The organism is Clostridium sp. FP2, assembly GCF_011065955.2.
GTDB lineage: Bacteria > Bacillota > Clostridia > Clostridiales > Clostridiaceae > Clostridium_AD > Clostridium_AD tagluense.
In genome coordinates, this window is sequence record NZ_JAAMNI020000001.1 from 1,147,514 (window position 1) to 1,169,273 (window position 21,760).

Annotated in this window: 21 protein-coding genes, 1 other RNA gene and 2 riboswitches; of the genes, 15 read left to right on the forward strand and 7 right to left on the reverse strand. The window is 31.4% G+C overall.

The genetic code is table 11. The features are described 5' to 3' along the window. Positions 1-5 precede the first annotated feature (5 nt). The 4 genes from G9F71_RS05320 to G9F71_RS05335 all read left to right on the forward strand — a co-directional run bounded on the left by G9F71_RS05320 (position 6) and on the right by G9F71_RS05335 (position 5,327). Positions 6-1,166, forward strand: a complete 1,161-nt coding sequence (locus tag G9F71_RS05320) for a galactokinase (RefSeq protein ID WP_164950076.1) — start codon at positions 6-8, stop codon at positions 1,164-1,166. A 67-nt stretch (positions 1,167-1,233) separates the two neighbouring features. Then, positions 1,234-2,751, forward strand: coding sequence for a UDP-glucose--hexose-1-phosphate uridylyltransferase (galT, locus tag G9F71_RS05325; protein ID WP_164950075.1), 1,518 nt, complete (start codon positions 1,234-1,236; stop codon positions 2,749-2,751). 23 nt (positions 2,752-2,774) lie between these two features. Then, a complete protein-coding gene (locus G9F71_RS05330; protein WP_164950074.1) occupies positions 2,775-3,779 on the forward strand; it encodes a LacI family DNA-binding transcriptional regulator in 1,005 nt (334 codons plus the stop codon). 105 nt (positions 3,780-3,884) lie between these two features. Then, positions 3,885-5,327 carry an NAD(P)/FAD-dependent oxidoreductase gene (locus G9F71_RS05335; RefSeq protein ID WP_164950073.1) on the forward strand — a complete coding sequence of 481 codons (1,443 nt, stop codon included), beginning with the start codon at positions 3,885-3,887 and terminating at the stop codon, positions 5,325-5,327. 3 nt (positions 5,328-5,330) lie between these two features. On the opposite strand, the gene thiT is transcribed toward G9F71_RS05335, so the two are convergent. Further along, complete coding sequence (gene thiT, locus G9F71_RS05340) at positions 5,331-5,963, reverse strand: energy-coupled thiamine transporter ThiT (protein WP_164950072.1); 633 nt, start codon at positions 5,961-5,963, stop codon at positions 5,331-5,333. 140 nt (positions 5,964-6,103) lie between these two features. On the opposite strand from thiT, the gene rnpB reads away from it, so the two are divergent. From rnpB to G9F71_RS05360, 4 genes are all read left to right on the forward strand, one after another. Beyond that, an RNA gene (gene rnpB / locus G9F71_RS05345) (RNase P RNA component class A) lies at positions 6,104-6,481 on the forward strand. Between the two features lie 150 nt (positions 6,482-6,631). After that, positions 6,632-7,201 (forward strand): hypothetical protein, encoded by a 570-nt coding sequence (locus G9F71_RS05350; RefSeq protein WP_164950071.1) that lies wholly within the window; start codon positions 6,632-6,634, stop codon positions 7,199-7,201. 50 nt (positions 7,202-7,251) lie between these two features. After that, the gene (locus G9F71_RS05355) at positions 7,252-7,944 is read left to right on the forward strand and encodes a response regulator transcription factor (protein WP_125003348.1); all 693 of its coding nucleotides are present in this window, start codon (positions 7,252-7,254) and stop codon (positions 7,942-7,944) included. Beyond that, positions 7,922-10,102, forward strand: coding sequence for a HAMP domain-containing sensor histidine kinase (locus G9F71_RS05360; protein ID WP_318011058.1), 2,181 nt, complete (start codon positions 7,922-7,924; stop codon positions 10,100-10,102). The genes G9F71_RS05355 and G9F71_RS05360 overlap by 23 nt, the downstream gene beginning before the upstream one ends. A gap of 78 nt (positions 10,103-10,180) precedes the next feature. Here G9F71_RS05360 and G9F71_RS05365 read toward each other — a convergent pair whose 3' ends face one another. From G9F71_RS05365 to G9F71_RS05390, 6 genes are all read right to left on the reverse strand, one after another. Continuing rightward, complete coding sequence (locus G9F71_RS05365; RefSeq protein ID WP_224626636.1) at positions 10,181-11,125, reverse strand: ABC transporter permease; 945 nt, start codon at positions 11,123-11,125, stop codon at positions 10,181-10,183. Between the two features lies 1 nt (position 11,126). Next, positions 11,127-12,047 carry an ABC transporter ATP-binding protein gene (locus tag G9F71_RS05370; protein ID WP_164950069.1) on the reverse strand — a complete coding sequence of 307 codons (921 nt, stop codon included), beginning with the start codon at positions 12,045-12,047 and terminating at the stop codon, positions 11,127-11,129. Positions 12,048-12,091: 44 nt separating this feature from the next. Beyond that, complete coding sequence (locus tag G9F71_RS05375; protein ID WP_164950068.1) at positions 12,092-12,844, reverse strand: hypothetical protein; 753 nt, start codon at positions 12,842-12,844, stop codon at positions 12,092-12,094. Beyond that, entirely contained in the window at positions 12,844-13,539 is a 696-nt protein-coding gene (locus G9F71_RS05380) for an ABC transporter ATP-binding protein (RefSeq protein WP_164950067.1), read from the reverse strand. Before G9F71_RS05380 ends, G9F71_RS05375 begins: the two co-directional genes overlap by 1 nt. Beyond that, positions 13,532-13,909, reverse strand: a complete 378-nt coding sequence (locus G9F71_RS05385) for a GntR family transcriptional regulator (protein ID WP_164950066.1) — start codon at positions 13,907-13,909, stop codon at positions 13,532-13,534. The genes G9F71_RS05380 and G9F71_RS05385 overlap by 8 nt, the downstream gene beginning before the upstream one ends. A gap of 133 nt (positions 13,910-14,042) precedes the next feature. Then, positions 14,043-15,254, reverse strand: a complete 1,212-nt coding sequence (locus G9F71_RS05390) for a M20 family metallopeptidase (RefSeq protein WP_164950065.1) — start codon at positions 15,252-15,254, stop codon at positions 14,043-14,045. A 148-nt stretch (positions 15,255-15,402) separates the two neighbouring features. Continuing rightward, positions 15,403-15,506: riboswitch (SAM riboswitch) on the reverse strand. A 156-nt stretch (positions 15,507-15,662) separates the two neighbouring features. After that, a riboswitch (SAM riboswitch) is annotated at positions 15,663-15,774 on the forward strand. A gap of 136 nt (positions 15,775-15,910) precedes the next feature. On the opposite strand from G9F71_RS05390, the gene G9F71_RS05395 reads away from it, so the two are divergent. From G9F71_RS05395 to G9F71_RS05425, 7 genes are all read left to right on the forward strand, one after another. After that, positions 15,911-16,978: a methionine ABC transporter ATP-binding protein gene (locus tag G9F71_RS05395; protein ID WP_164950064.1), complete on the forward strand. Its 1,068-nt coding sequence runs from the start codon at positions 15,911-15,913 to the stop codon at positions 16,976-16,978. After that, positions 16,926-17,606: a methionine ABC transporter permease gene (locus tag G9F71_RS05400; RefSeq protein WP_164950063.1), complete on the forward strand. Its 681-nt coding sequence runs from the start codon at positions 16,926-16,928 to the stop codon at positions 17,604-17,606. Before G9F71_RS05395 ends, G9F71_RS05400 begins: the two co-directional genes overlap by 53 nt. A 53-nt stretch (positions 17,607-17,659) precedes the next feature. Continuing rightward, positions 17,660-18,505 carry a MetQ/NlpA family ABC transporter substrate-binding protein gene (locus G9F71_RS05405; RefSeq protein ID WP_164950062.1) on the forward strand — a complete coding sequence of 282 codons (846 nt, stop codon included), beginning with the start codon at positions 17,660-17,662 and terminating at the stop codon, positions 18,503-18,505. Between the two features lie 171 nt (positions 18,506-18,676). Further along, a complete protein-coding gene (locus G9F71_RS05410) occupies positions 18,677-19,192 on the forward strand; it encodes a hypothetical protein (protein WP_164950061.1) in 516 nt (171 codons plus the stop codon). A gap of 262 nt (positions 19,193-19,454) precedes the next feature. Continuing rightward, positions 19,455-20,261, forward strand: a complete 807-nt coding sequence (locus tag G9F71_RS05415) for a TrmB family transcriptional regulator (RefSeq protein ID WP_164950060.1) — start codon at positions 19,455-19,457, stop codon at positions 20,259-20,261. Positions 20,262-20,354: 93 nt separating this feature from the next. Beyond that, positions 20,355-21,344, forward strand: a complete 990-nt coding sequence (locus tag G9F71_RS05420) for an ornithine cyclodeaminase family protein (RefSeq protein WP_164950059.1) — start codon at positions 20,355-20,357, stop codon at positions 21,342-21,344. Between the two features lie 137 nt (positions 21,345-21,481). Then, positions 21,482-21,652, forward strand: a complete 171-nt coding sequence (locus tag G9F71_RS05425) for a small, acid-soluble spore protein, alpha/beta type (RefSeq protein ID WP_164950058.1) — start codon at positions 21,482-21,484, stop codon at positions 21,650-21,652. Positions 21,653-21,760: the final 108 nt, after the last annotated feature.

Sequence of the window (21,760 nt, forward strand, 5' to 3'; positions counted from 1 at the left end):
ATAATATGATTGAAAAGTTGAAAGAGATGTTTAAAAAAGTTTACTGTGAAGAAGTAGAAAAAGTTTTTTTTGCACCAGGGAGGGTTAACTTAATAGGAGAGCATACGGATTATAACGGAGGTAATGTTTTTCCTTGTGCATTAACTTTTGGTACCTATGCACTAATTAAAAAGAGAGATGATAAAAAAATAAGATTCTATTCAAAGAATTTTGAAGCTCTAGGAATAATTCAGATGAATATAGATGAGATAGAATATGACAGTGAACATGATTGGGCAAATTACCCTAAGGGAGTAATTTGGGCTTTTGAGAATAATGGTATGAAAATAGATAGTGGATTTGATATATTGTTTTATGGAAATATTCCAAACGGTGCAGGACTATCTTCTTCAGCATCTATAGAAGTGGTTACAGGTGTTGTTTTAAAGGATTTATATAATTTTCCTATTCATATGATTGATATTGCAAAGCTTAGTAAAGAAGCTGAAAATCAATTTATAGGTGTAAATTGTGGTATTATGGACCAGTTTGCTATAGCAATGGGTAAAAAGGATTGCGCAATACTTTTAGATGCAAATACATTAAAATATGAATATGCCAATATCAAACTTAATGGAGCATCTATAGTAATAGCAAACACCAATAAAAGAAGAGGGCTTGCGGATTCTAAATATAATGAAAGAAGAGCAGAATGTGAAACAGCACTTAAAGATTTACAAACTGTGCTTCCCATAAATTCTCTTTGTGAATTAAATGAAGAAGAATTTGAAAAAAGTAGACATCTTATAAAAGATGAAGTATGCGTGCGGCGTGCAAAACATGCTATTTATGAAAATCAAAGAACTCTAAAGGCGGTAGAAGCCCTTGGAAATAGTGATATAGAGTTATTTGGGAAGTTAATGAATAAGTCTCATATATCGCTAAGAGATGATTATGAAGTTACTGGAATAGAGTTAGATACATTAGTTGAAATTGCTTGGGAAACACCAGGAATTATAGGATCGAGAATGACTGGTGCAGGTTTCGGAGGTTGCAGTGTAAGTATAGTTAAAGACGAATTTGTAGATGATTTTATTAAAAAAGCTTCAGCGGAATATAAAATCAAGATAGGATACGAGGCACTGTTTTATGTAGCTCAAATAGGTGATGGCGCAAGAAAAATATAATAGGTTTTGCTTGGAATTTTCATAAGAATAATGTAAATGGAGTCGATGATAAATAAGGGGTGATAGCATGGCGGTAAATATTTCCATAGAGATTCAAAAGCTACTTTATTATGCAATAAGAAAGCAATTAATAATACCAGCGGATATAATATATACAAGAAACCTGCTTTTAGAAGCTTTATCACTAGATGAAATTGAAAATTTAATGGAAGTTATTGAGGATAAGAACTATGGATTACAACAAGTTCTAGATAGTATAACGGATTGGGCTTATGAAAATGAAAAAATAGAGGATAATGGTATAGTTACTAGGGAGTTGTTTGATACAAAAATAATGGCTTGTTTAATAGGAAGACCATCGGAAATAATAAGAGAATTTAAAAAACACTATAGTGAAAGTCCAAGTAGTGCAACGGATTATTTTTATGGATTGTCAATTAATTCAAATTATATAAGATGGGAAAGTGTGCAAAAGGACCTAAAGTGGAAATGTGCAACTGAGTTTGGTGATATAGATATTACTATTAATTTATCTAAACCAGAAAAAGATCCGAAAGCCATTGCTAGGGCTAAGAACTTAAAAGCAAGTGGCTATCCAACCTGCTTGCTTTGCAAAGAAAATGAGGGTTACGCAGGCAGAATAAACCATCCAGCTAGAGGTAATCACAGGATTATACCTGTTGAATTAAATAGTGAAAAATGGTTTTTGCAATATTCGCCTTACGTTTACTATAATGAACATTGCATAGTACTTAAGGGTGAACATGAGCCTATGAAAATATGCAAAAATACCTTTAAAAGGCTACTAGATTTCGCTAGGCAATATCCACATTATATTATAGGCTCTAATGCAGACCTTCCAATAGTTGGAGGCTCTATATTAAGTCATGACCATTTCCAAGGTGGAAACTATGAATTTGCTATGGCAAAAGCACCTGTGGAGGAAGAATTTGTGGTGGAAGGTTTTAAGGGAGTAACTCTTGGTAGAGTTAAGTGGCCTATGAGTGTTGTTAGAATAGTGGGTAATGATAGAGAAAACCTGGTTAATTTAGCCTATTACGTTTTAAATAGTTGGAAGAATTATTCTGATGAAAGTGCAGAGATAAGGGCATTTACCGAGAGCGTACCCCATAATACAATAACACCTATAGCTAGAAGAAGAGGGGAGGCCTATGAGATAGATTTAGTTCTAAGGAATAATAGAACCTCGTCCGAGCATCCAGATGGGATTTTCCATCCTCATAGTGAATTACATCATATAAAGAAAGAAAATATTGGGCTTATAGAGGTTATGGGACTTGCAGTATTGCCAGCAAGACTAAAAACAGAGATAAAAGAACTTAGGTATTATTTAGTAAATAAAAATAAAATTAATGATTTGGACAATTGCCAGGAGCTTGTGAAACATAAAAAATGGGCATTGCAATTAGTCCGAAAATATTCGGATATAAATGAAACAAATGTAGATGAAATCTTAAAAAAAGAAATAGGCACTATATTTTTAGAGGTTCTAGAACATTCTGGGGTATTTAAAAGAAATGAAAGTGGAATAAAGGCTTTTAATAAATTCATAAAGAGTTTATAGAAAAATAAGTGAGTGTGAAAATTATGGCAACAATAAAAGATATTGCAAACCTAGCTGGAGTATCAATTGCTACTGTATCTAGAGTGTTAAACTTTGATGATAAGTTAACTGTAACAGACGATACAAAACAAAAAATATTTGAAGCGGCTCAGGAATTAAATTATATAAAAAAGAAAGAAAAAAATGTTAAAAAAAGTATTTATAAGGTAGCCATAGCAAATTGGTACACTGAGAAAGAAGAAGTACTAGATCCATATTATTTATCTATAAGAATGGCTATAGAAAAAAAATGTGCTAGTGAAAATATAGAAGTAGTAAAATTATCACCATTTTTTACCACATATATAAAGGAAGTAGATGGAATTATAGCTATTGGGAAATTTGGTGATTTGGAAGTAGAAAAGCTTAGAACAGTATCTAAAAGCATTGTGTTTGTTGATTCATCACCTAAAAGTGAAATCTATGATTCTGTAGTATGTGATTTAAAGTATGCTACTATTGATATAATAAATTACTTAGAGGACCTAGGGCATAAAAAAATTGGACTTGTCGGTGGAAAAGAATATATTAACGGGAATAAAGAAATCTTTGTTGATAGACGGGTCAAGACTTATAAAGAAGAAATGCAGAATAGGGGCATAGACTACAAGGATAATTTGTACATAGGTGAATTCACACCACAAAGTGGATATGAGCTTATGAAAGTGGCATTAGGAGATAAAAACAAGGTAACAGCCTATATAATAGCCAATGATTCTATGGCAATAGGGGCCTACAGAGCTATAAACGAAGCTGGCTTTAAAATACCAAAAGACATTAGTATTGTGTCCTATAATGACAATATAACCGCACAGTTTATAGTGCCTGCCTTAACTACTGTTAAAATACACATGGAGTTTATGGGTGAAACAGCTGTAGAATTAATAATTGAAAAATTAAAAAATAGAAGAAAAATAGCTAAAAAAATAGTTATACCAACAAAGCTTATACTGAGAGAGAGCTGCTGCTTAGTAAATAAAAACCTATAAAGTATAAATATCTATTATAATACATATATTTATACTATAATAGATATTAACAAAGATTAATTATTTAAATTCAAATACTAATAAAAGGTTAAGAGGGAGATATTTATGTATGATGTAGTTATTATAGGAGCTGGAGTAGTAGGATCTGCTATAGCTAGAAACCTTTCAAGATACAATTTGAAAATAGGGATTTTAGAAAAAGAAGATGATGTTTCAACTGGAGCGTCAAAAGCCAATAGTGGAATAGTTCATGGGGGATATGCGGCTAAGTATGGTACATTAAAAGGACAATTATGTGGAAAAGGTAATAAAATGTACAGAAAGCTACAGGAAGAATTAAATTTTGGATACAGAAAAACAGGAGCTTTGGTCATTGGATTTAACGAAGATGACGAGAAGAAAATTAAGGAGCTTTATGAAAATGGTCTAAAAATGGGATGCGATGATTTAGAAATAATAAGAGGGGATAAACTAAAAGAAATAGAGCCAAATTTAAATAGTGATGTAACGGTAGCACTATATGCTAAAAGTGTAGGGGTTACCTCACCTTATGAATTTACTATTGCATTAGTAGAAAATGCTATCACAAATGGTGTAGAGCTTAAGCTTTTAAGTGAAGTATTATCTATAGAAAATCTAGAAGAAAAATTTATTGTACATACAAATAAAGAGGATATTGAAGCAAGATACGTTATAAATGCTGCTGGACAATACAGCGATAAAATAGCTAATATGCTAGGTATGGATGATTTTAAAATAATGCCTAAAAAAGGTCAATATATTTTGATGGGAAAAGATCAAGGTCACTTTGTGAATACTGTTATTTTTCAAGTCCCCACAGATAAAGGCAAAGGAATATTAGTAACTACAACCTATCATGGTAATTTTATGATAGGACCTAACTCAGAAGAAATAAGTGATAAAGATGATGTAGCAACTACAACTGAGACTTTAAAAGATGTTATAGACACAGCTAGAAGGTCTATACCTGATTTTGATGTAAGAAAGACGTTAACTACTTTTTCAGGTATAAGAGCTAGCAGCAATACGGGGGATTTTATTATTGAGGAAAGCCCCGTTAAAAGATTCATAAATGTGGCTGGTATAGATTCACCAGGACTTACATCATCACCAGCAATAGCTGAGATGGTAGCGGATATACTTGTGAAATCAGGATTAGTGCTCCAGGAGAAAGACAATTTTATTTCATATAGAAAAGGAATAATAGTTAAAAAAGATAATAATTTTCATGGAAAAATTGATGATGAAGATCCAGCAAAGAATATAATATGCAGATGTGAGGTAGTTACAGAAGCAGAAATTGTGGATGCTATTCATAGAAATATACCCATTAATTCTACAGATGCTATTAAAAGAAGGACAAGAGCTGGAATGGGAACTTGCCAAGCAAATTTTTGTAGATCTAGAGTTAAGGCTATAATAGCTAGAGAACTTAATATTGATGTGGATAAAGTAACAGTAAGAGGAAATAGTTCATCTAAAACACCTGTTAGAGCGGAAATAAATTTGATTAGGAAATTGAAATAATAATTAGTTATTTAAAACTATTTTGGATAATCGTTTTAACGGTAAAATTGCAATAATTACACAGGTAAGAATGGTTTCCACACCCATGTATGAACCGTTATATAAAAAGGAATATAAATAAACAGAGGTTCCCTTTGGGGCATAACTTCCGAAGAATACCACACCAGATATAAAATGGCATGCAAATCGTGCTAGCATTGCGAGGATTACGCCCATAAGTTTTCCGTTAATATTGCTGTATCTAAAGTAACCAACTATTCCAATAGCCATAAAAGGAAGTGGATAATCAAATAGCACTTGCACAGGATGGAGAGCAACTGGGGTCATTAGAAAATTAATAATTCCAAATAAAAAGCCTGTTAAAAACCCAACCTCGGGACCATAAAAAAGCGCAATAAGTACAATGGGAACCATACTTCCAGCAGTAACGCTACCACCTTGGGGCAATTTTAATATAGTTATAAATTGTAATACAGTAGCTAATGCAATAGATAAACCAACTAAGGTTATCACATGTGTAGTAAATTTAATTTTCCTGATTTTTAAAACTGCATAGATTAATAAGAGCAGACCTAATAGTGCAAAAATAGCAATAGGACTTTTTGTAAGTTCAGTGATTCTTTGGTTGAAATTCATTTAAATAGCCTCCACATATTGTACTACAGAAGTATTATTATTTACTTTAATTATACAATAATATGGTATATTTTACAATGATTTTGAGGGATTAGAAATAAATTCGACATTTGTGATGAAATGTGATAAAATAGTTAATGCGAGTAAGCCAGACAATCGCTGCTGTAGAAATACAGGAGAGGAAAGTCCGAGCTCCATAGGGCAAGGGTGCTGGCTAACTACCAGTGGAGGCGACTCTAAGGAAAGTGCAACAGAGATATACCGCTAAAGGTATTCTAAAAGGTCAGTTTTTCTGAACTTTTGAATATACTAGTAAGGGTGGAAAGGCGAGGTAAGAGCTCACCAGCGCAATGGCGACTTTGCGGCTATGTAAACCCCATCTGGAGCAAGATCGAATAGGAAAGCATTTTGGGACTGCCCGTCCCGCTTTCGGGTGTATCGCTTGAGCCTATTGGTAACAATAGGCCTAGATAGATGATTGTCTAATACAGAACTCGGCTTATAGACTTACTCGCACAAAAACACTAGCATTTGCTAGTGTTTTTTTATTGCCATAATATTAGAGTGTTTTTTTGATTTTCTTAATAAATTTGTAAGAATTATGATAAGTATTTTGTAAAAAGTACCTTGTATAATTATTTATAGTTAATTATTTGGGGGGATATCAAATGAAAAAAGTAAGCTTAATTATATTTGTTTTAGTAATAACAAGTATGGCAATAATATTTTCAACAAATATTAAGCAATATACAAAAGCAGATAGTCTATATAAAAATGAGAATTTATATAATTTTTTAAAGGATGAAGCAAATAGAAAAGATGTCTATGGTTCTGCCATAGAATTAAATCAAGGCAGTTCAGAAAATACCTGTGTCTATTTTATATCAGAAGTGCTAAGAAAAAACAATTTCATGGTACCTATGGAAACGAGCAATACACAGCAAATGATATCGTTACTTACGGAAAAGGGATTTAAAAAACAAAAGTATTATAAAAATTTAATGCCTGGAGATATATGTTTTACAACAGATGCCAATGGAAAACAAAAGGGATTTCCAACTCATACATATATATTCATGAAATGGGTAAAGGAAGGAAACTATGATTATGCTTATATATGTGATAATCAAGCAAAAGATTATAAGGGACAACTTTATCATATACGGAATATAAATGTTATAGCTAAAGTCAATGGTTTTAATAAAGATGCTTTTGCATTCTTCATGAGAAAGGGGTGATTGTAAAGTTTTTTAATTAAGATATATAATAGGGGGAAGGGGTGATTGTCATGACTAAGTTTAACGTTTTAATTGTAGACGATGAATATGAAATAAGGGAAGCAATAGAAATATATTTAAAAAACGAAGGTGTAACAGTATTTCATGCTATAGATGGTATAGAAGCCTTGGAGGTTTTGAAAGCCGAGGAAGTTCATCTTATATTAATGGATATAATGATGCCTAGAATGGATGGAATTAAAGCTACCTTTAAAATCAGAGAAAGTAAAAATATTCCAATAATAATGCTATCAGCTAAATCAGAAGATAGCGATAAAATACTAGGTCTTAATATAGGTGCAGATGATTATATTACAAAGCCATTTAATCCAATGGAACTTGTAGCTAGAGTTAAATCTCAGCTGAGAAGGTATACGAGCCTTGGCAATTATAAAGAATGTGAGAATGAGATAAATGTACGTGGGCTTATATTAAATAAAGACTCAAAAATGGTAACAGTGGAAGACAAAGAAATGAGTCTTACATCTATTGAATATAAGATATTGGAACTTTTAATGGCAAACAAGGGAAGAGTATTCTCAATTGAAGAAATATATGAAAGAGTTTGGGAAGAAGCCTTTTATAATGGGGAAAATACTGTGTCAGTTCATATAAGGAGAATAAGGGAGAAGATAGAGATAAACCCGAAAGAACCTAAATATTTAAAGGTGGTGTGGGGTATTGGATATAAAATTGAAAAATAAATATGTATATATTACAGCTTTTATTATATGTGTATATATGTTTGGGCTCTCAGCATTGTCAGCAAATGATTTTATAAAAAATAGAAAGTATCTAGGAGAAGATCCCTATTTTACTAGTTCAGAGTTTAAAAATGAATTAGTTGGTTATTTTAATAATATACAAGCACTAAATGGCGTATATAAAAATTATTCACAGAAGTCAGATGATGAAAAAGTTACAAAAGCAGAATTAATGTCATCTAAAACCTTATATGATTCTAATTTGAGAAACAGAGAATATGAAATAATCAGTAAATATACTAGTGAGCTAGTAGCAGCGGATAAAGAAGGTATTAAGGAGACTGTTAGTAGGTTAACAGAGGGAAAAAATAAAGAACTTGATAAATTAAAAAAGCAGAATGCAAAAACTTTAGAGGATTTTAAAAAGGAAATAGCTGCATATAAAACTAAAGACTATGAAAATGTTAAAAAAGCTGTAGAGGGGAAAAGTATAATAAAATACTATATAACAAGAGGGAAAAACAATGCTATAGATACTAATATTGGAAATGTATCAGATATAGATTTATATGTAAAAAATAATGCCTTATACAGTATAAAATTTCCTGAGAAATCTTTAGTGAATAATAATGAATTGGTTTCAATAAATCAATCTTTAGGTACTAATGGAGAAGCATATTTTATTATTCCACAGGACATAGATAAAAACAGTTATATATATGGCAATTATGTTTATTATAATTCTGTAGGTCACAGAATTATTAAAGAAGCAATAATAGGGGCTGTATCATTTAGTATAGGACTTCTAATGTTAATATATATATTAAAGAAAAACAATAAAGAAATAGTTTATACTGAGAAATTAACAAGGTGGTACAACAAAGTCCCCTTAGATTTGAAGGTACTTATATTTATAATTTATTCATTTATAATGAGTGTATATTTAAATACAGTGGTATTTTTCTATAAGCCATATAGTTTTGGGCAAATTTATAAACTTACTATTGTAGCATTTTATATATTCTACTTTATTTTTAATGTATGGATGGTAGTTAATTTAAAAAGAAATAAAGAGGAATTTATGGCAGAGGTAAAGAAATGTTTGTTCCATAAATTATCTAATTTTATGAAAGAAAGCCCTGTGACTCAAACTACTAAGTTTAAAGTAAGAGGAATTATCATACTTACTTTGCTGGCAGGAGTAGCAATACTAGCAGCAATTGCCGCATTAGTGAACTATTCAATCCTTGCAATAATACCAATAGCGTATGTACTTTGCTACCTGTTATTTATATTAATTTACTCCCTTAATATAATTAAAGCTTTTGGAGGTATTCTAAAAGGAACACAGGAAATAGTTTCAGGAAACCTTAATTATACTATAAAAGAAAGAGGGAGAGGTGATCTTTTTAAACTAGCCCATAACATAAATAATATGAAGGCTGGGTTTAAAAAATCCCTTGAAAATGAGATAAAAAGTGAAAGGCTTAAGTCTGAACTCATAACTAATGTCTCTCATGATTTGAAAACTCCACTTACATCCATTATAAATTATGTGGATTTGCTAAAAAAAGAAGATTTATCTAATGAAAAAGCACAAGGGTATATAGATGTATTAGATAGAAAATCTCAGAGACTTAAAATACTTATAGATGATTTATTTGAAGCATCTAAGATGGCTAGTGGCGCAGTGGAACTTAATATGGAAAAAGTAGATGTAACTGCACTACTTTCGCAAGCATTAGCAGAGCTTCATGAGAAAATTAATAATTCATCCTTAATATTTAAGTTAAAGGTGCCTAAAGAAAAAGTCTATGCTAATTTAGATGGGAAAAAGACTTGGAGAGTATTTGAAAATCTCATAAATAACATATTAAAATACTCGCTTCCCAGGACTAGAGTATATATTGATTTAGTAGTGGATGATTATAAAATAATTATAACTATGAAAAATATTTCCTCTTATGAAATGGATTTTGACAAAGAAGAAATATTCGAAAGATTTATTAGAGGAGATAAGTCTAGAAATACTGAAGGGTCAGGTCTAGGACTTTCCATTGCTAAGAGCATTTTAGAGCTTCAAGGAGGAAATCTTAGTATTGAAATTGATGGAGACCTATTTAAAGTCAAGTTAACTGTACCATGCTATCAACCATAGGCTTAAGTAAATTGTTCAAGAAAATAGAAACAGAGCTTGTCAGTTTGATGACAAGCTCTGTTTTAAGTAATATAAATATTATGCTACTATATCTCTTTTGGTAAAACCTATATATGAAATAACATTAAAAATTACAAAATAAGCTATAAGTACAATAATTGAAAATGTCATTGTCATTCCTTCAATTAATGGCTGTCCATTAGCATATTGAGTCAAATTCGTATTTGCAAATAAAATATATTTTGCCCAAGTATATTTCATACTGATTAGTCGTGTTATTCCCGGAGCTATAGTTAAAAGAAAAACACCAATTCCTATAGCCATTGAACTATTACGGAAAACAGAAGAAATCATAAAGGCTAAAGTAACCATCATAAGTAAGTTTATACACTGAAGTCCGTAAATCGAAATCATATGTGATATCATATTAACTTCAGTAACTACTCCACTGGAATTTGTAAGGAATGGTGTACCTGACCCCTTAAAGCTAAATAATATTCCTCCAAGAAGGAATGACACTATTAAAAGTACCAAAAGCATTAAAAGAGTATACCCTATAACAGAAATATATTTTGAAAGTAGAATTTTCCAGCGTTTTGAAGGTCTAATTAGTAATAGTTTAATTGTGCCTCCTGAAAACTCATTGGCTACTATTCCACCACCCATTACAATGGCAAAAAGGGCGATTAAAGTTATTAGCATACTGTTTCCCTCTACAAATCCCCATAAGGAGTTACCTTGCACTGGTTGTATATCATTCTTAAGACGATATTCATTAGTTTGTAAATTATTTGTAATGCTATCCTTGTCCTTTTTAGATATTCCTGGCTCAGCCAATGATTTTTTTAGCTCCTGATTTTGAATTGTTATATCTGCTTTCCAATCACTTTTAGGTGCCTGGGTGCCTGTAAATCTAGTTAACAGACCAGCTGCTACTACCAGGAGAACTAATATTCCCATCATTATCCATGTGCTAAGGTGATGTGCAAGCTTCATATTTTCATTACGAACTAAATTTATCATCTTACGCAATTTCATTACCTCCTGTCATTTCTAAGAATTTTGATTCTAAGCTTTGTTGAACTTTGTGAACACCGTAAATTTTAATTCCCTGACTCACAAGTTTTTCAACAAGTTCAGGAACCTTTTCTATATTTTCTTTAATTTCAATTTCTTTGTCATTTATTTTTGGTTTATATTTGCTACTAAGACTTTCTAAATATGTTTTTGCCTTTTCAATTGGAGTAACAGTTAGTGCTATAACTGAATCTACCTCATCTTCAAGCATTTCTTTCATATCCTGGATTCTAACCAGTTTTCCGTTTTGAAGTATTCCAACCCTATCGCACATAAGTTCCATTTCTGAAAGCAAGTGACTTGATACAATTACTGCAACATTTTCTTCTCTTGCAAGGGTTCTTAAATGATTACGCAATTCATGAATACCGGCAGGATCTAGTCCATTAGTAGGTTCATCTAGTACCAATAGTTTTGGAGAGTTAAGTAGTGCTTGTGCAATCCCTAGTCTTTGACGCATCCCTAGTGAATATGTTTTTATTTTGTTGTGTATTGTTTTTTCAAGGCCCACAATTTTTATAACTTCATCAATACGTTCCTTCTTTATATCTGGGTACATTCGAAAGTAATGAAGGAGGTTTTGATATCCTGTTAAATATTTATACAAATCTGGATTCTCAATAATCCCACCTACTTTAGCAATGGCCTTTTCAAAATCCTTCTCAACATTAATTCCATCAATATACATTTCACCTTTAGTGATAGACATAAGTCCTAAAAGCATTTTAATAGTAGTAGTTTTACCAGCACCATTTGGTCCGAGAAATCCAAACACCTCAGCGGAACGTACGTCAAAAGTAAGGTCATCTATTATCACTTTTTTACCGATTTTTTTTGTAACATTCTTAATTTGTACTATAGTTTTCATTTGTATGTTCAACCTCCTGATATTAGTTTTAAATTATTACGAGTTTATGATAGATCTAATTTTTTATCTATTAAATAGGTAGTGCCTACGAAGAAGCCTACAAAAGTAATTATATCAAATATGGTACTAGCAATATTTAATTTTCCACCTGAAATAGAGAAACCAGAATTAGATGCTCCAAAATTATTAGCTATTGAAGAACCACCAAAGTTAAGTGTTTGAGGAAATATGCTAGTAATTTTAGTAGATAGCCAGCTTAGTGCTATTGATAGTATTATAAAAATTATGAAAGAACCTATTTTACCTAATTTTTTACCTTTTAAAGCTACTTTGCCAATAACCATGCAGAAATATATAAAAGTCAAGGAAGAAAAAACACTCCATATATATACAACTATAGAGAATAACACTTGACTGAGCTTAAAATCTTTAAATAAATTAAAAAATGTTTTGTCTTCTACAGTAAAATTAAACATTAAAATGGATACAAAAAGGACAATAGATATTTGAATTAAAGCAGTTATCAGCCTGGATGCTATTATTGATGCACCAGATTGTGGAAGTGTAAAAAATAAGTATCCTTCGTCTCCATATAAGTATTTACTCATAATTTTTAATGAGGATATAAAAATTACTATTATTGCAGCAATAATTAAGCATGCAGATAATCCAGGTACTGCAACGTCCCAGGTGCCTCTCTTTGTCATAAGAAATAAGTTAGCAATTATAACAGATATACAACTACCAAGTATGGTTAAAAAATTTGATCTTAATTCATATTTTATAAGCTTAAACATTATTGAAATACCTCCCTGTAGAGTTCATCGATTGACTTTTTCTTATCTAGTCTTAACTCTTCGGCATTGCCTTGTAGTACTACCTTTCCATCAGATATAAATGCTACATCATCGAAAATTCGCTCTATATCATTTACAAGATGTGTAGTAATTATCATAGAACTATTTTCAGTAAAGTTATTAACTATAGCATTTAATATTTGTTCTCTAGTAGTAGGGTCTACGCCACCAAGTGGTTCATCAAGTATATAAAGCTTTGCGGCTCTTGAAAGTACCAAGGTAAGCTTTAATTTTTCCTTCATTCCCTTTGAAAGGCTTTTTACACTGCTATTTTCATCAAGTTTCATAAATAGAAGCATTTCCTTTGCTTTTTTTTCATCAAAATCAGAATAAAAGTCCTTAAAATACCTCACGGCATCTTTTACTTTCATCCACTTTAGAAGATACTCATTATCAGGTAAATATGAAACTATAGATTTTGTATAAACACCAGGCTTTTGACCATCTATAAGTATTTCTCCACTAGACGCATGAAGAATGCCGGCTGCTATTTTTAAAAAGGTAGTTTTACCGCTACCATTAGGGCCAAGAAGTCCTACAATTTTTCCAGGCATTATTTCTATGTCTACTCCTCGCAAGGCTTTTTTATTTAAGTAAGACTTACATATTCCTTCAGATTTTAATATATTAGTCATTCTGTTTTACCTCCGTAGTTTCATTTGAAATAGATTCAATTATTTCATTAGTAGTAAAGCCTAAGCTTTTCATTCTAAGTATAAAGGAATCTATAACTTCCTTTGCCATTTCTTTTTTTAAATTATCTACCATATTTTTCTCCTCCCCAACAAATGTTCCGGTGCCCCTTTGTGTAAAAACAATTCCAAGTCTTTCAAGCTCTTGATAGGATCTTTGAAGTGTATTTGGATTTACCTTCAAATTTATTGCCATTTCCCGTACTGAAGGTAATTTGTCATTTGATTTTAACTTTCCTGTAACGATGTCCATTTTTATAAGGTCCATAATTTGTAGATATATAGGCGTTTTGTCATTAAAGGTTGTATCCATTATTCCATCTCCTTTGAGAAAGTGCATCTATGTTCTAGTGACATATGTTAATAGTACACTAGAACATTAGCAGTGTCAACATGGAAATTAAAATAGTTTTATTATATGGCAGGAAATTAAAAGTAAGGGAAGGTTATTCAGCAGCTAAAGCTCTATGAAATTCATCTGTTATAGTTTTAAGTTTATCCTCATAAGCTAACAGGGAAAGCCCGGTAAGTGCTATGGCTTTAGCACCGAGAATCAAAGCCTCATCTCCCTGTTTTGATATTGCTGCATCACAAAATTCACTAGTATGACCCACTAAAGTGTCAGGTCCAATTTTAATAGTTGGCTGAATTGTTGGAACAATATGGCTTATATTCCCTACATCTGAGGAGCCTATACCAGATGCATTTTGTATATCTAAATCAAATCCTAAAAATTTCAAGTTTTCTACAAAGATATCATCAAAGGCACTATTTTTAAGCATATTATCTACCTTGTTTTGAAAAGCAATAATATTAACCAAGCAGCCAGTAGCAAGAGCGGCGCCCTTAGCTATATTTTTAACTTTATTTGTTACTACATCGCAACTTTTTCGGGTGGCAGCTCTAATGAAAAATCTTGCTTTAGCATATTCAGGAACAATATTTGGAGCATCTCCTCCATGAGTTATAATGCCGTGTATACGTGCATCTTTTGTTAAATGCTGTCTTAAGGCATTTATTCCATTAAATAATTGTATAACACCATCTAGTGCATTTATACCTTTTTCAGGACAAGCAGCTGCATGAGCGGGTCTGCCTATAAATTCAAAGTCTAATGGATCTACACATAGTGAATCACCTGTAATACAAGTTCTGCTTGAAGGATGAGCGATTATACAAGCATCTATGCCTTTAAGCAAACCATGGTTTACAAAGCTTGCCTTTGCACTTCCATTTTCGCCTCCTTCTTCTGCAGGAGTACCTAAAACTACTATTTGACCACCTAACTCATCTATTACCTTTGATAGAGCAATAGCAGCAGCAATACTAGTGGCACCAATAATATTATGACCACAAGCATGCCCAAGGTTTGGAAGAGCATCATATTCTGCTAAAAAACCAATAGTTGCACCTTTTTTTTCCTTGGAACACTTTCTCGCTATAAATGAAGTTGCATGACCAGCTACTCCTTTTTCTATAGTAAATCCCTGTTTTTCTAAGGTTTCAATAAGGATACTAGAAGCAAAAAATTCTTGGTTTCCTATTTCAGGTTTTTCATGGATCTTGTGACTTATTTCTATGTAATTTTTCTTGTTGGCTTCAATGTTTGATAAAACTGCCACTTTTAATTTGTTGATTTTTCCTAAAGTAAATTGCATAAAATCTCCTCCTATTATTTTTTTGGGGTATACTAAAAAATAGAATTTTCAATTGCAAAATGATTGTGAAATAAGTAGTTAATTCAATTTAAACAAAAAAACCTCTTCTATGAAAAGAAGAGGGTTAATTTATAGTTTAAATATAGCCGTCTTATCTTTAAAGAATCATTTTGCTGGAATTGGCACAGTATTCTAAAAGGACCCGCTGCCGAGGTTTCAAAGGGCCAGTCCCTACACCTCTCTTGATAAGAAATTTGTTATTAAGTTGTTTAAAAGTTATAATAAGGCTTTTATTTAATATTGTCAACAGTAAAAAATGTTTTGAATTTATTGTTGACATTTATAAAAGTAGTAAGTATAATGAATCTCAAGCAATCAAAAATTGCATAAATAAAAATTTAATAATTATTCTTATCAAGAGAAACTGAGGGATTGGCCCGATGAAGTTTCAGCAACCACATGTTATTATTTGCATGTAAGGTGCTAAGTCCATCAGAACATTGCTTCTGAAAGATGAGTGAAGGTACTATTAAAAGTCAACCCTTCTATGGGTTTTTTTATGTATTTATCCTCTTCTTTTTGAAAAGAAGGGGATTTTTTATTGAGATTTTTAGCGGTATTTCAGTTGGTAAGATGATAATTTAAGGAGGGGAAATATGATTTGGATTAAAGGAGTAAGAAAAGTTTATGTAAATAAACAGGGAACAGTTGAAGCATTAAAAGAAATCAATTTACATGTTGAAAAGGGTAAAATTTTTGGAATAATAGGGTACAGTGGAGCAGGAAAAAGTACATTAGTACGCTGTATAAACTTATTGGAGAAGCCCACTAGTGGACAGGTTATGGTTAACAATAAAGAATTAACTAAGTTACCTGAAAAAGAGCTAAGAAAAAGCAGAAAAAAAATTGGTATGATCTTTCAACATTTTAACTTAATGAGCAGTAGAAACGTATTTCAAAATGTTGCATATCCACTTAAGGGAAATATCTATACCAAGGAAGAAAAAAAACAGAAAGTTTTAAGCCTGCTAGAATTAGTTGGGCTTAGTGATAAAGTTTTATCATATCCATCACAATTAAGTGGGGGACAAAAACAGAGGGTTGCTATAGCCAGGGCTCTAGCAAACGATCCACAGGTTTTATTGTGTGACGAAGCAACATCTGCAATAGATCCTCAGACAACAGCATCAATTTTAAAATTGCTAAAGGAAATTAATGAAAAGCTAGGTTTAACCATAGTAATCATTACCCATCAAATGGAAGTGGTAAAAGAAATTTGTCACGAAGTTGCGGTAATGGAAGCCGGACAAATAGTTGAAAGTGGAGGGATAATTGATATTTTTACGAATCCAAAAGCTGAAATAACCAAAGAATTTATATCTACTGTTTTTAATTATGATAAGATATATGATTTCCTATGCCATGAAGAATTTGAAGCAGGGGAAAGCGTAGCTAAAATATCATTTGTGGGACAAAAGACGGGTCAAGCCTTTATTTCTAAACTTTCAAGAAAATTTAAAATAGATGCCAGTATTTTGTTTGGGAATATTGAAATTATTCAACATATACCTATTGGCAATTTGATTGTAAAATTTAGCGGAACTAAGGAGGGAATAGTAGAATCAATAAAATACCTAGAAGAAAATAATATAAATGTAGAGGTGATAAAGCATGCAGCAGTTTTTAGTGAATTACCTGCCAAACGTAGTGGGATTATTTCCTGATATGATAAAAGCATTATGGGAAACTATTGGGATGGTGAGCATATCAGGATTTATTTCTACACTTATAGGAATTCCTTTAGGAATCATTTTAGTAGTTACAAGGCCAGACAATATTTTAGAGAATAGCGCAATTTACAATGTGGTGGGTAAAAGTATAAATATATTCAGAGCAATACCATTTGTAATATTACTTGCTGCAATAATACCTTTTACTCGTCTTGTGGTGGGGACTACTATTGGAATGAAAGGGGCTTTAGTCCCACTAGTTATTGGTTCAATTCCATTTGTGGCAAGACAAATTGAATCAGCACTTTTGGATATTGACAAAGGAGTTATAGAAGCAGCTCAGGCCATGGGATCAAGTTCTTTTGAAATAATATATAGAGTTTTACTTAAAGAAGGGCTTCCTGGAATTGTATATGCACTTACAATTACTACTGTAAGTTTGATTGGATTCTCTGCAGTGGCTGGAACTGTTGGTGGAGGGGGCTTAGGTGATTTCGCCATCAGATACGGTTATCAATATTTTAAAACAGATATAATGGTGGCAACAATATTAATTCTTCTTGTATTGGTAACTTCAATACAAAGTTTTGGAGAATTTATACTAAAAAAATTAAGTCATTAAAATTAAAACAAAGATAGTGTTAACACTATCTTCAAAATAAAGGGGGATTTATTATGATAATAAAAAAAATATCAGTATTAACAGTAGTGGCGTTAATTACAATAACTGCTTTAGTAGGCTGTGGAAGTTCAAAAGGGGTAAGTACTACGCCAAGTAATACACCAACCAAAAAACAAGTAATTAAATTGGGTGTCACAGGAGATGAACATGTGCTTTGGGATAAGATAAAAGTAAAATTAGCTAAAGAAAATATTGATCTTCAATTAGTAAATTTTAGCGACTATATAAGACCTAATCAAGCATTAAATGATGGGGAAATTGATGCAAATGCCTTTCAAACAATAGGTTACTTTAACAAATTTAAAGCAGATCATAAATTAGACCTTACATCAATAGGGAATACTGTTTTAGCACCTATGGGAATATATTCTAAAACAGTTGTGGATATAAAAACTCTTAAAGATGGAGCCAAAATTGCTATTCCAAATGATGCAAGTAATGGTGGAAGGGCACTTATATTAATTCAAGAAGCGGGATTAATTAAATTAAGGGATGGAGTAGGTATAACTCCTACAGTAAAAGACATTATAGAAAATAAAAAAAATCTTAAGATAATTGAACTTGTTGCTACTCAAATTCCAAGATCAATACAGGATGTAGACATTGCTGCTATAAATAATGGTGTGGCAGTAGATGCAGGCTATTCACCACTAAAAGATTCTATTTATACTGAAGATGTTAAAAAGGAAAGTGTAAAAAATTACTTTAATATAATTGCTGTAAAAACTAAAGATAAAGACAATGAAACATTAAAAAAGTTAGTTAAGGCATACCAAACAGATGAAACAAAGAAGGTTATACAAGAATTATACAAAGGGGCTACTTTGCCAGCATTTTAAGTAAGCCTGGCTTTACTAATGTTATGGTTGTTTATTATGGAACAACAAAATGATAATTAAGTAGTTTTGTAACCATTTTGTAGTAAAATTGACATTGATTTGATACAAAGTGGTGGAGAACATCCCATATAATAAGTATTATTAGATAAGCTTATTAGAAGGGGCGATTTTATGAGAAAAATAGCTGAATTAGCCATAGTGATATTATTAATATTATTCACCGTGGCATACACATCAAAGGCTATGACTAAAGGTAATAATCCACGTTCTAAACAAACAGTTCAAAGTGCTAAAGAAACCCCTGAAAAAAATATCAGTTTTAAAAACTATATTAAATTGATAGGCTTAAGAAAAAAAGAACTTATAGCAAAGCTTGGAGAGAAAGCAACTACTATCGATGATGGGGGATTGGAGTTTTCACAATTAGATATTCGAGTTTGGTTTAAAAATTATGGGAATGGACCAGTAGAACAGATATACATTGATAACAAGGATATCGATTTTAATGGTGCAAAACTTGGTAGTAAAATAGGTAGCTTTCAGAGTGTATTTGGAAAAGCTGTGGAAGAACGTACCACTTTTGCATATAGTAATTTTAAATATGATGGAATAGTGTTATCTATATATTATGATCCAAAAACAGAAACAACTTTTGCTGCATATATTTTAGATGAAAATATTAACTGAAAATGTAACTACAGTGAGAGTTTTTTAGAAAGCTTAGCAAGTAACGCTAAGGTTATTTTATATATAGATTTTACGAAAGGCTATAGACCCGCTGGATAAATATAAGATTTATTCATCGGGTCTTTGACGCGTCAATATAATATTTTTATAATATCTAAAATTACTATGGAACATCGCTACTCATTTTTTTATTGACATATTTTCATCAATATTATATGATAGTCACCATAGGTAACTACTATTTTAAAGGAGAGACTAGTTTATGGAAAAAATAATTTTACTTTTAAAGTCGCTTGAATTAAATGATTCTGAAGCGAAAGTTTATGTAGAGCTCCTAAAGAATGGTCCTTCAACGGGTTATCAAATTAGTAAAATATCTGGGGTAGCACGGTCGAAAGTATATGCGGTACTTGAAAACTTGGTTCGGAAGAATTTTTCAATTTGTTCAAAATCCGAAAATCCTAAATATTACACCTGTATTCCTGTAAAGGAACTAATATCAAAAAAGAAAGATAACTATAATTCTTTACTTGAAGAGATAGAAAGTGAACTTTTAGAATATGACAAAAGTATAAATATGGATTTTATTTGGCATATAAAAGGGTACAATAATATTTTTGATAAGTGTAGAGAGATTATAAAAAATACAAAAAAAGAACTTTTTATTCAGATTTGGCGGGAAGATATAGATGAAATTTTTGATGGATTAAAATTATTAGAATCAAAAAAAATAGATCCCCTGGTTATTTTGTACAGTGCAGGTCAGAAATACGATGTTGATTTGAACATTCTATATAAGCATGGGTTCGAAAGTGAAAAACTTAAAGATATTCCTGGAAGATGGGTTACTATAGTTTCCGATTCAAATGAAGTATTATTTGGCTGCATAGAAAACAATAAGATATGTGAGGTTATTTGGACCCAAAACTATGCAATGGTTTTTATGGCTAAGGAATATGTGAAACATGATGCTTATTGTCTTAAACTTATAAAATCAGTCAATAATTCCGATAATGAAGAACTTAAGAAATCAGCAGGTAATATTAGAGATATTTTCGAGAAAATCTAGATATCATCGAAAAATCTCTTTTAATATAAAACTGCTTTTTTATTAATAGATATTTTTAAAGGTTAGTTTAAATAAAAACACAGGAGGTACAAAATGTTAGTACTTACAAAACATGATATAGAAAATATTTTCAGCATGAAAAATGCAATTGATTCGGATAAAACTGCTTTTAAATTATTTTCACAGAATAAAAGTGTGGTTCCATTAAGAACAAATATTGATATTCCAAAATTGTCAGGTCAAAGTTTGTTTATGCCCGCTTATGTGGAAGACATAGATAGTATAGGGATAAAGATAGTTTCTGTATTCCCAAAGAATGTTGAAAAAGGAATGCCTTCAGTACCGGCAAAAATGATACTAATGGATGGAAAAACTGGTGATGTCTGTTGCATAATGGATGGAACATATCTTACTCAGTTAAGAACAGGAGCAGGTTCCGGTGCTGCCACTGATATGCTTGCAGTTAAGGATGCTAAAAAAGGTGCTCTTATAGGTACTGGTGGACAAGCTGAGTGCCAATTAGAAGCAATGTTAACAGTAAGAAATCTAGATTCTGTAAAAATATTTGATATGAATTTAGAAAGGGCTCAGGAGTTTTGTACAAAAATGTCTGAAAAATTTGCTAAATTCGGCACAGAAATAAGCGTTGCAAAAACAACAAGGGAAGCTATTGAAAATGCAGATATCATAACAACTGTAACAACTTCAAAAATGCCTGTTATTGATGGGAAATTTGTAAAAAAGGGTGCTCACATAAATGCAGTAGGTTCATATACTCCGGTTATGCAGGAAATAGATGAATATACAATAAAGAATGCAGACAAAGTATTTGTTGATTCTAAAGATGCAGTTCTTTCAGAATCAGGAGATCTTATAATACCAATAAATAAAGGTATTATTGATAAAAGCAGAATAGACGGAGAAATTGGGGAAGTTCTGCTAGGAATGATTGAAGGAAGAAAAAATGATAATGAAATCACCATTTATAAAACAGTAGGTATAGCTGTTATGGATGTTGTAACTGCATATGATATTTATAATTGTGCTTTAAAAATGCATATGGGCACAGTTATAGAGTTATAATTAATATATATAACATTGCAAAAACACTGATGATTAGCATCGGTGTTTTTTTTGATAATGAAAAAATATAACTTACATAGATTAATAGCGAATGGCAAATGCTATCCTATAATAAATGATAAAAGGATGGTGTTTTTATGAATGAAAAGATAAACAATGCCAAAAATAAAACTGAGCAAGCTCAGCTTATGGGGGTAAAAATACCGAAGAATGATTACTGGGGGGATTATAGCTCAAAAACCTGTGGTAGCGTTGGCGGAGCAACGAGTGATAATTCTACAAAAAATGATGCTGAGAGTTCTAACTAGAAGTAAAAGATATTAGTTCTACTAAATAAAAAACAAGCCAATATAAATAAATTTTAATATTGGCTTGTTTTTGTAGCATGTAGCTTGTGAAATTTACATGCTAAGATA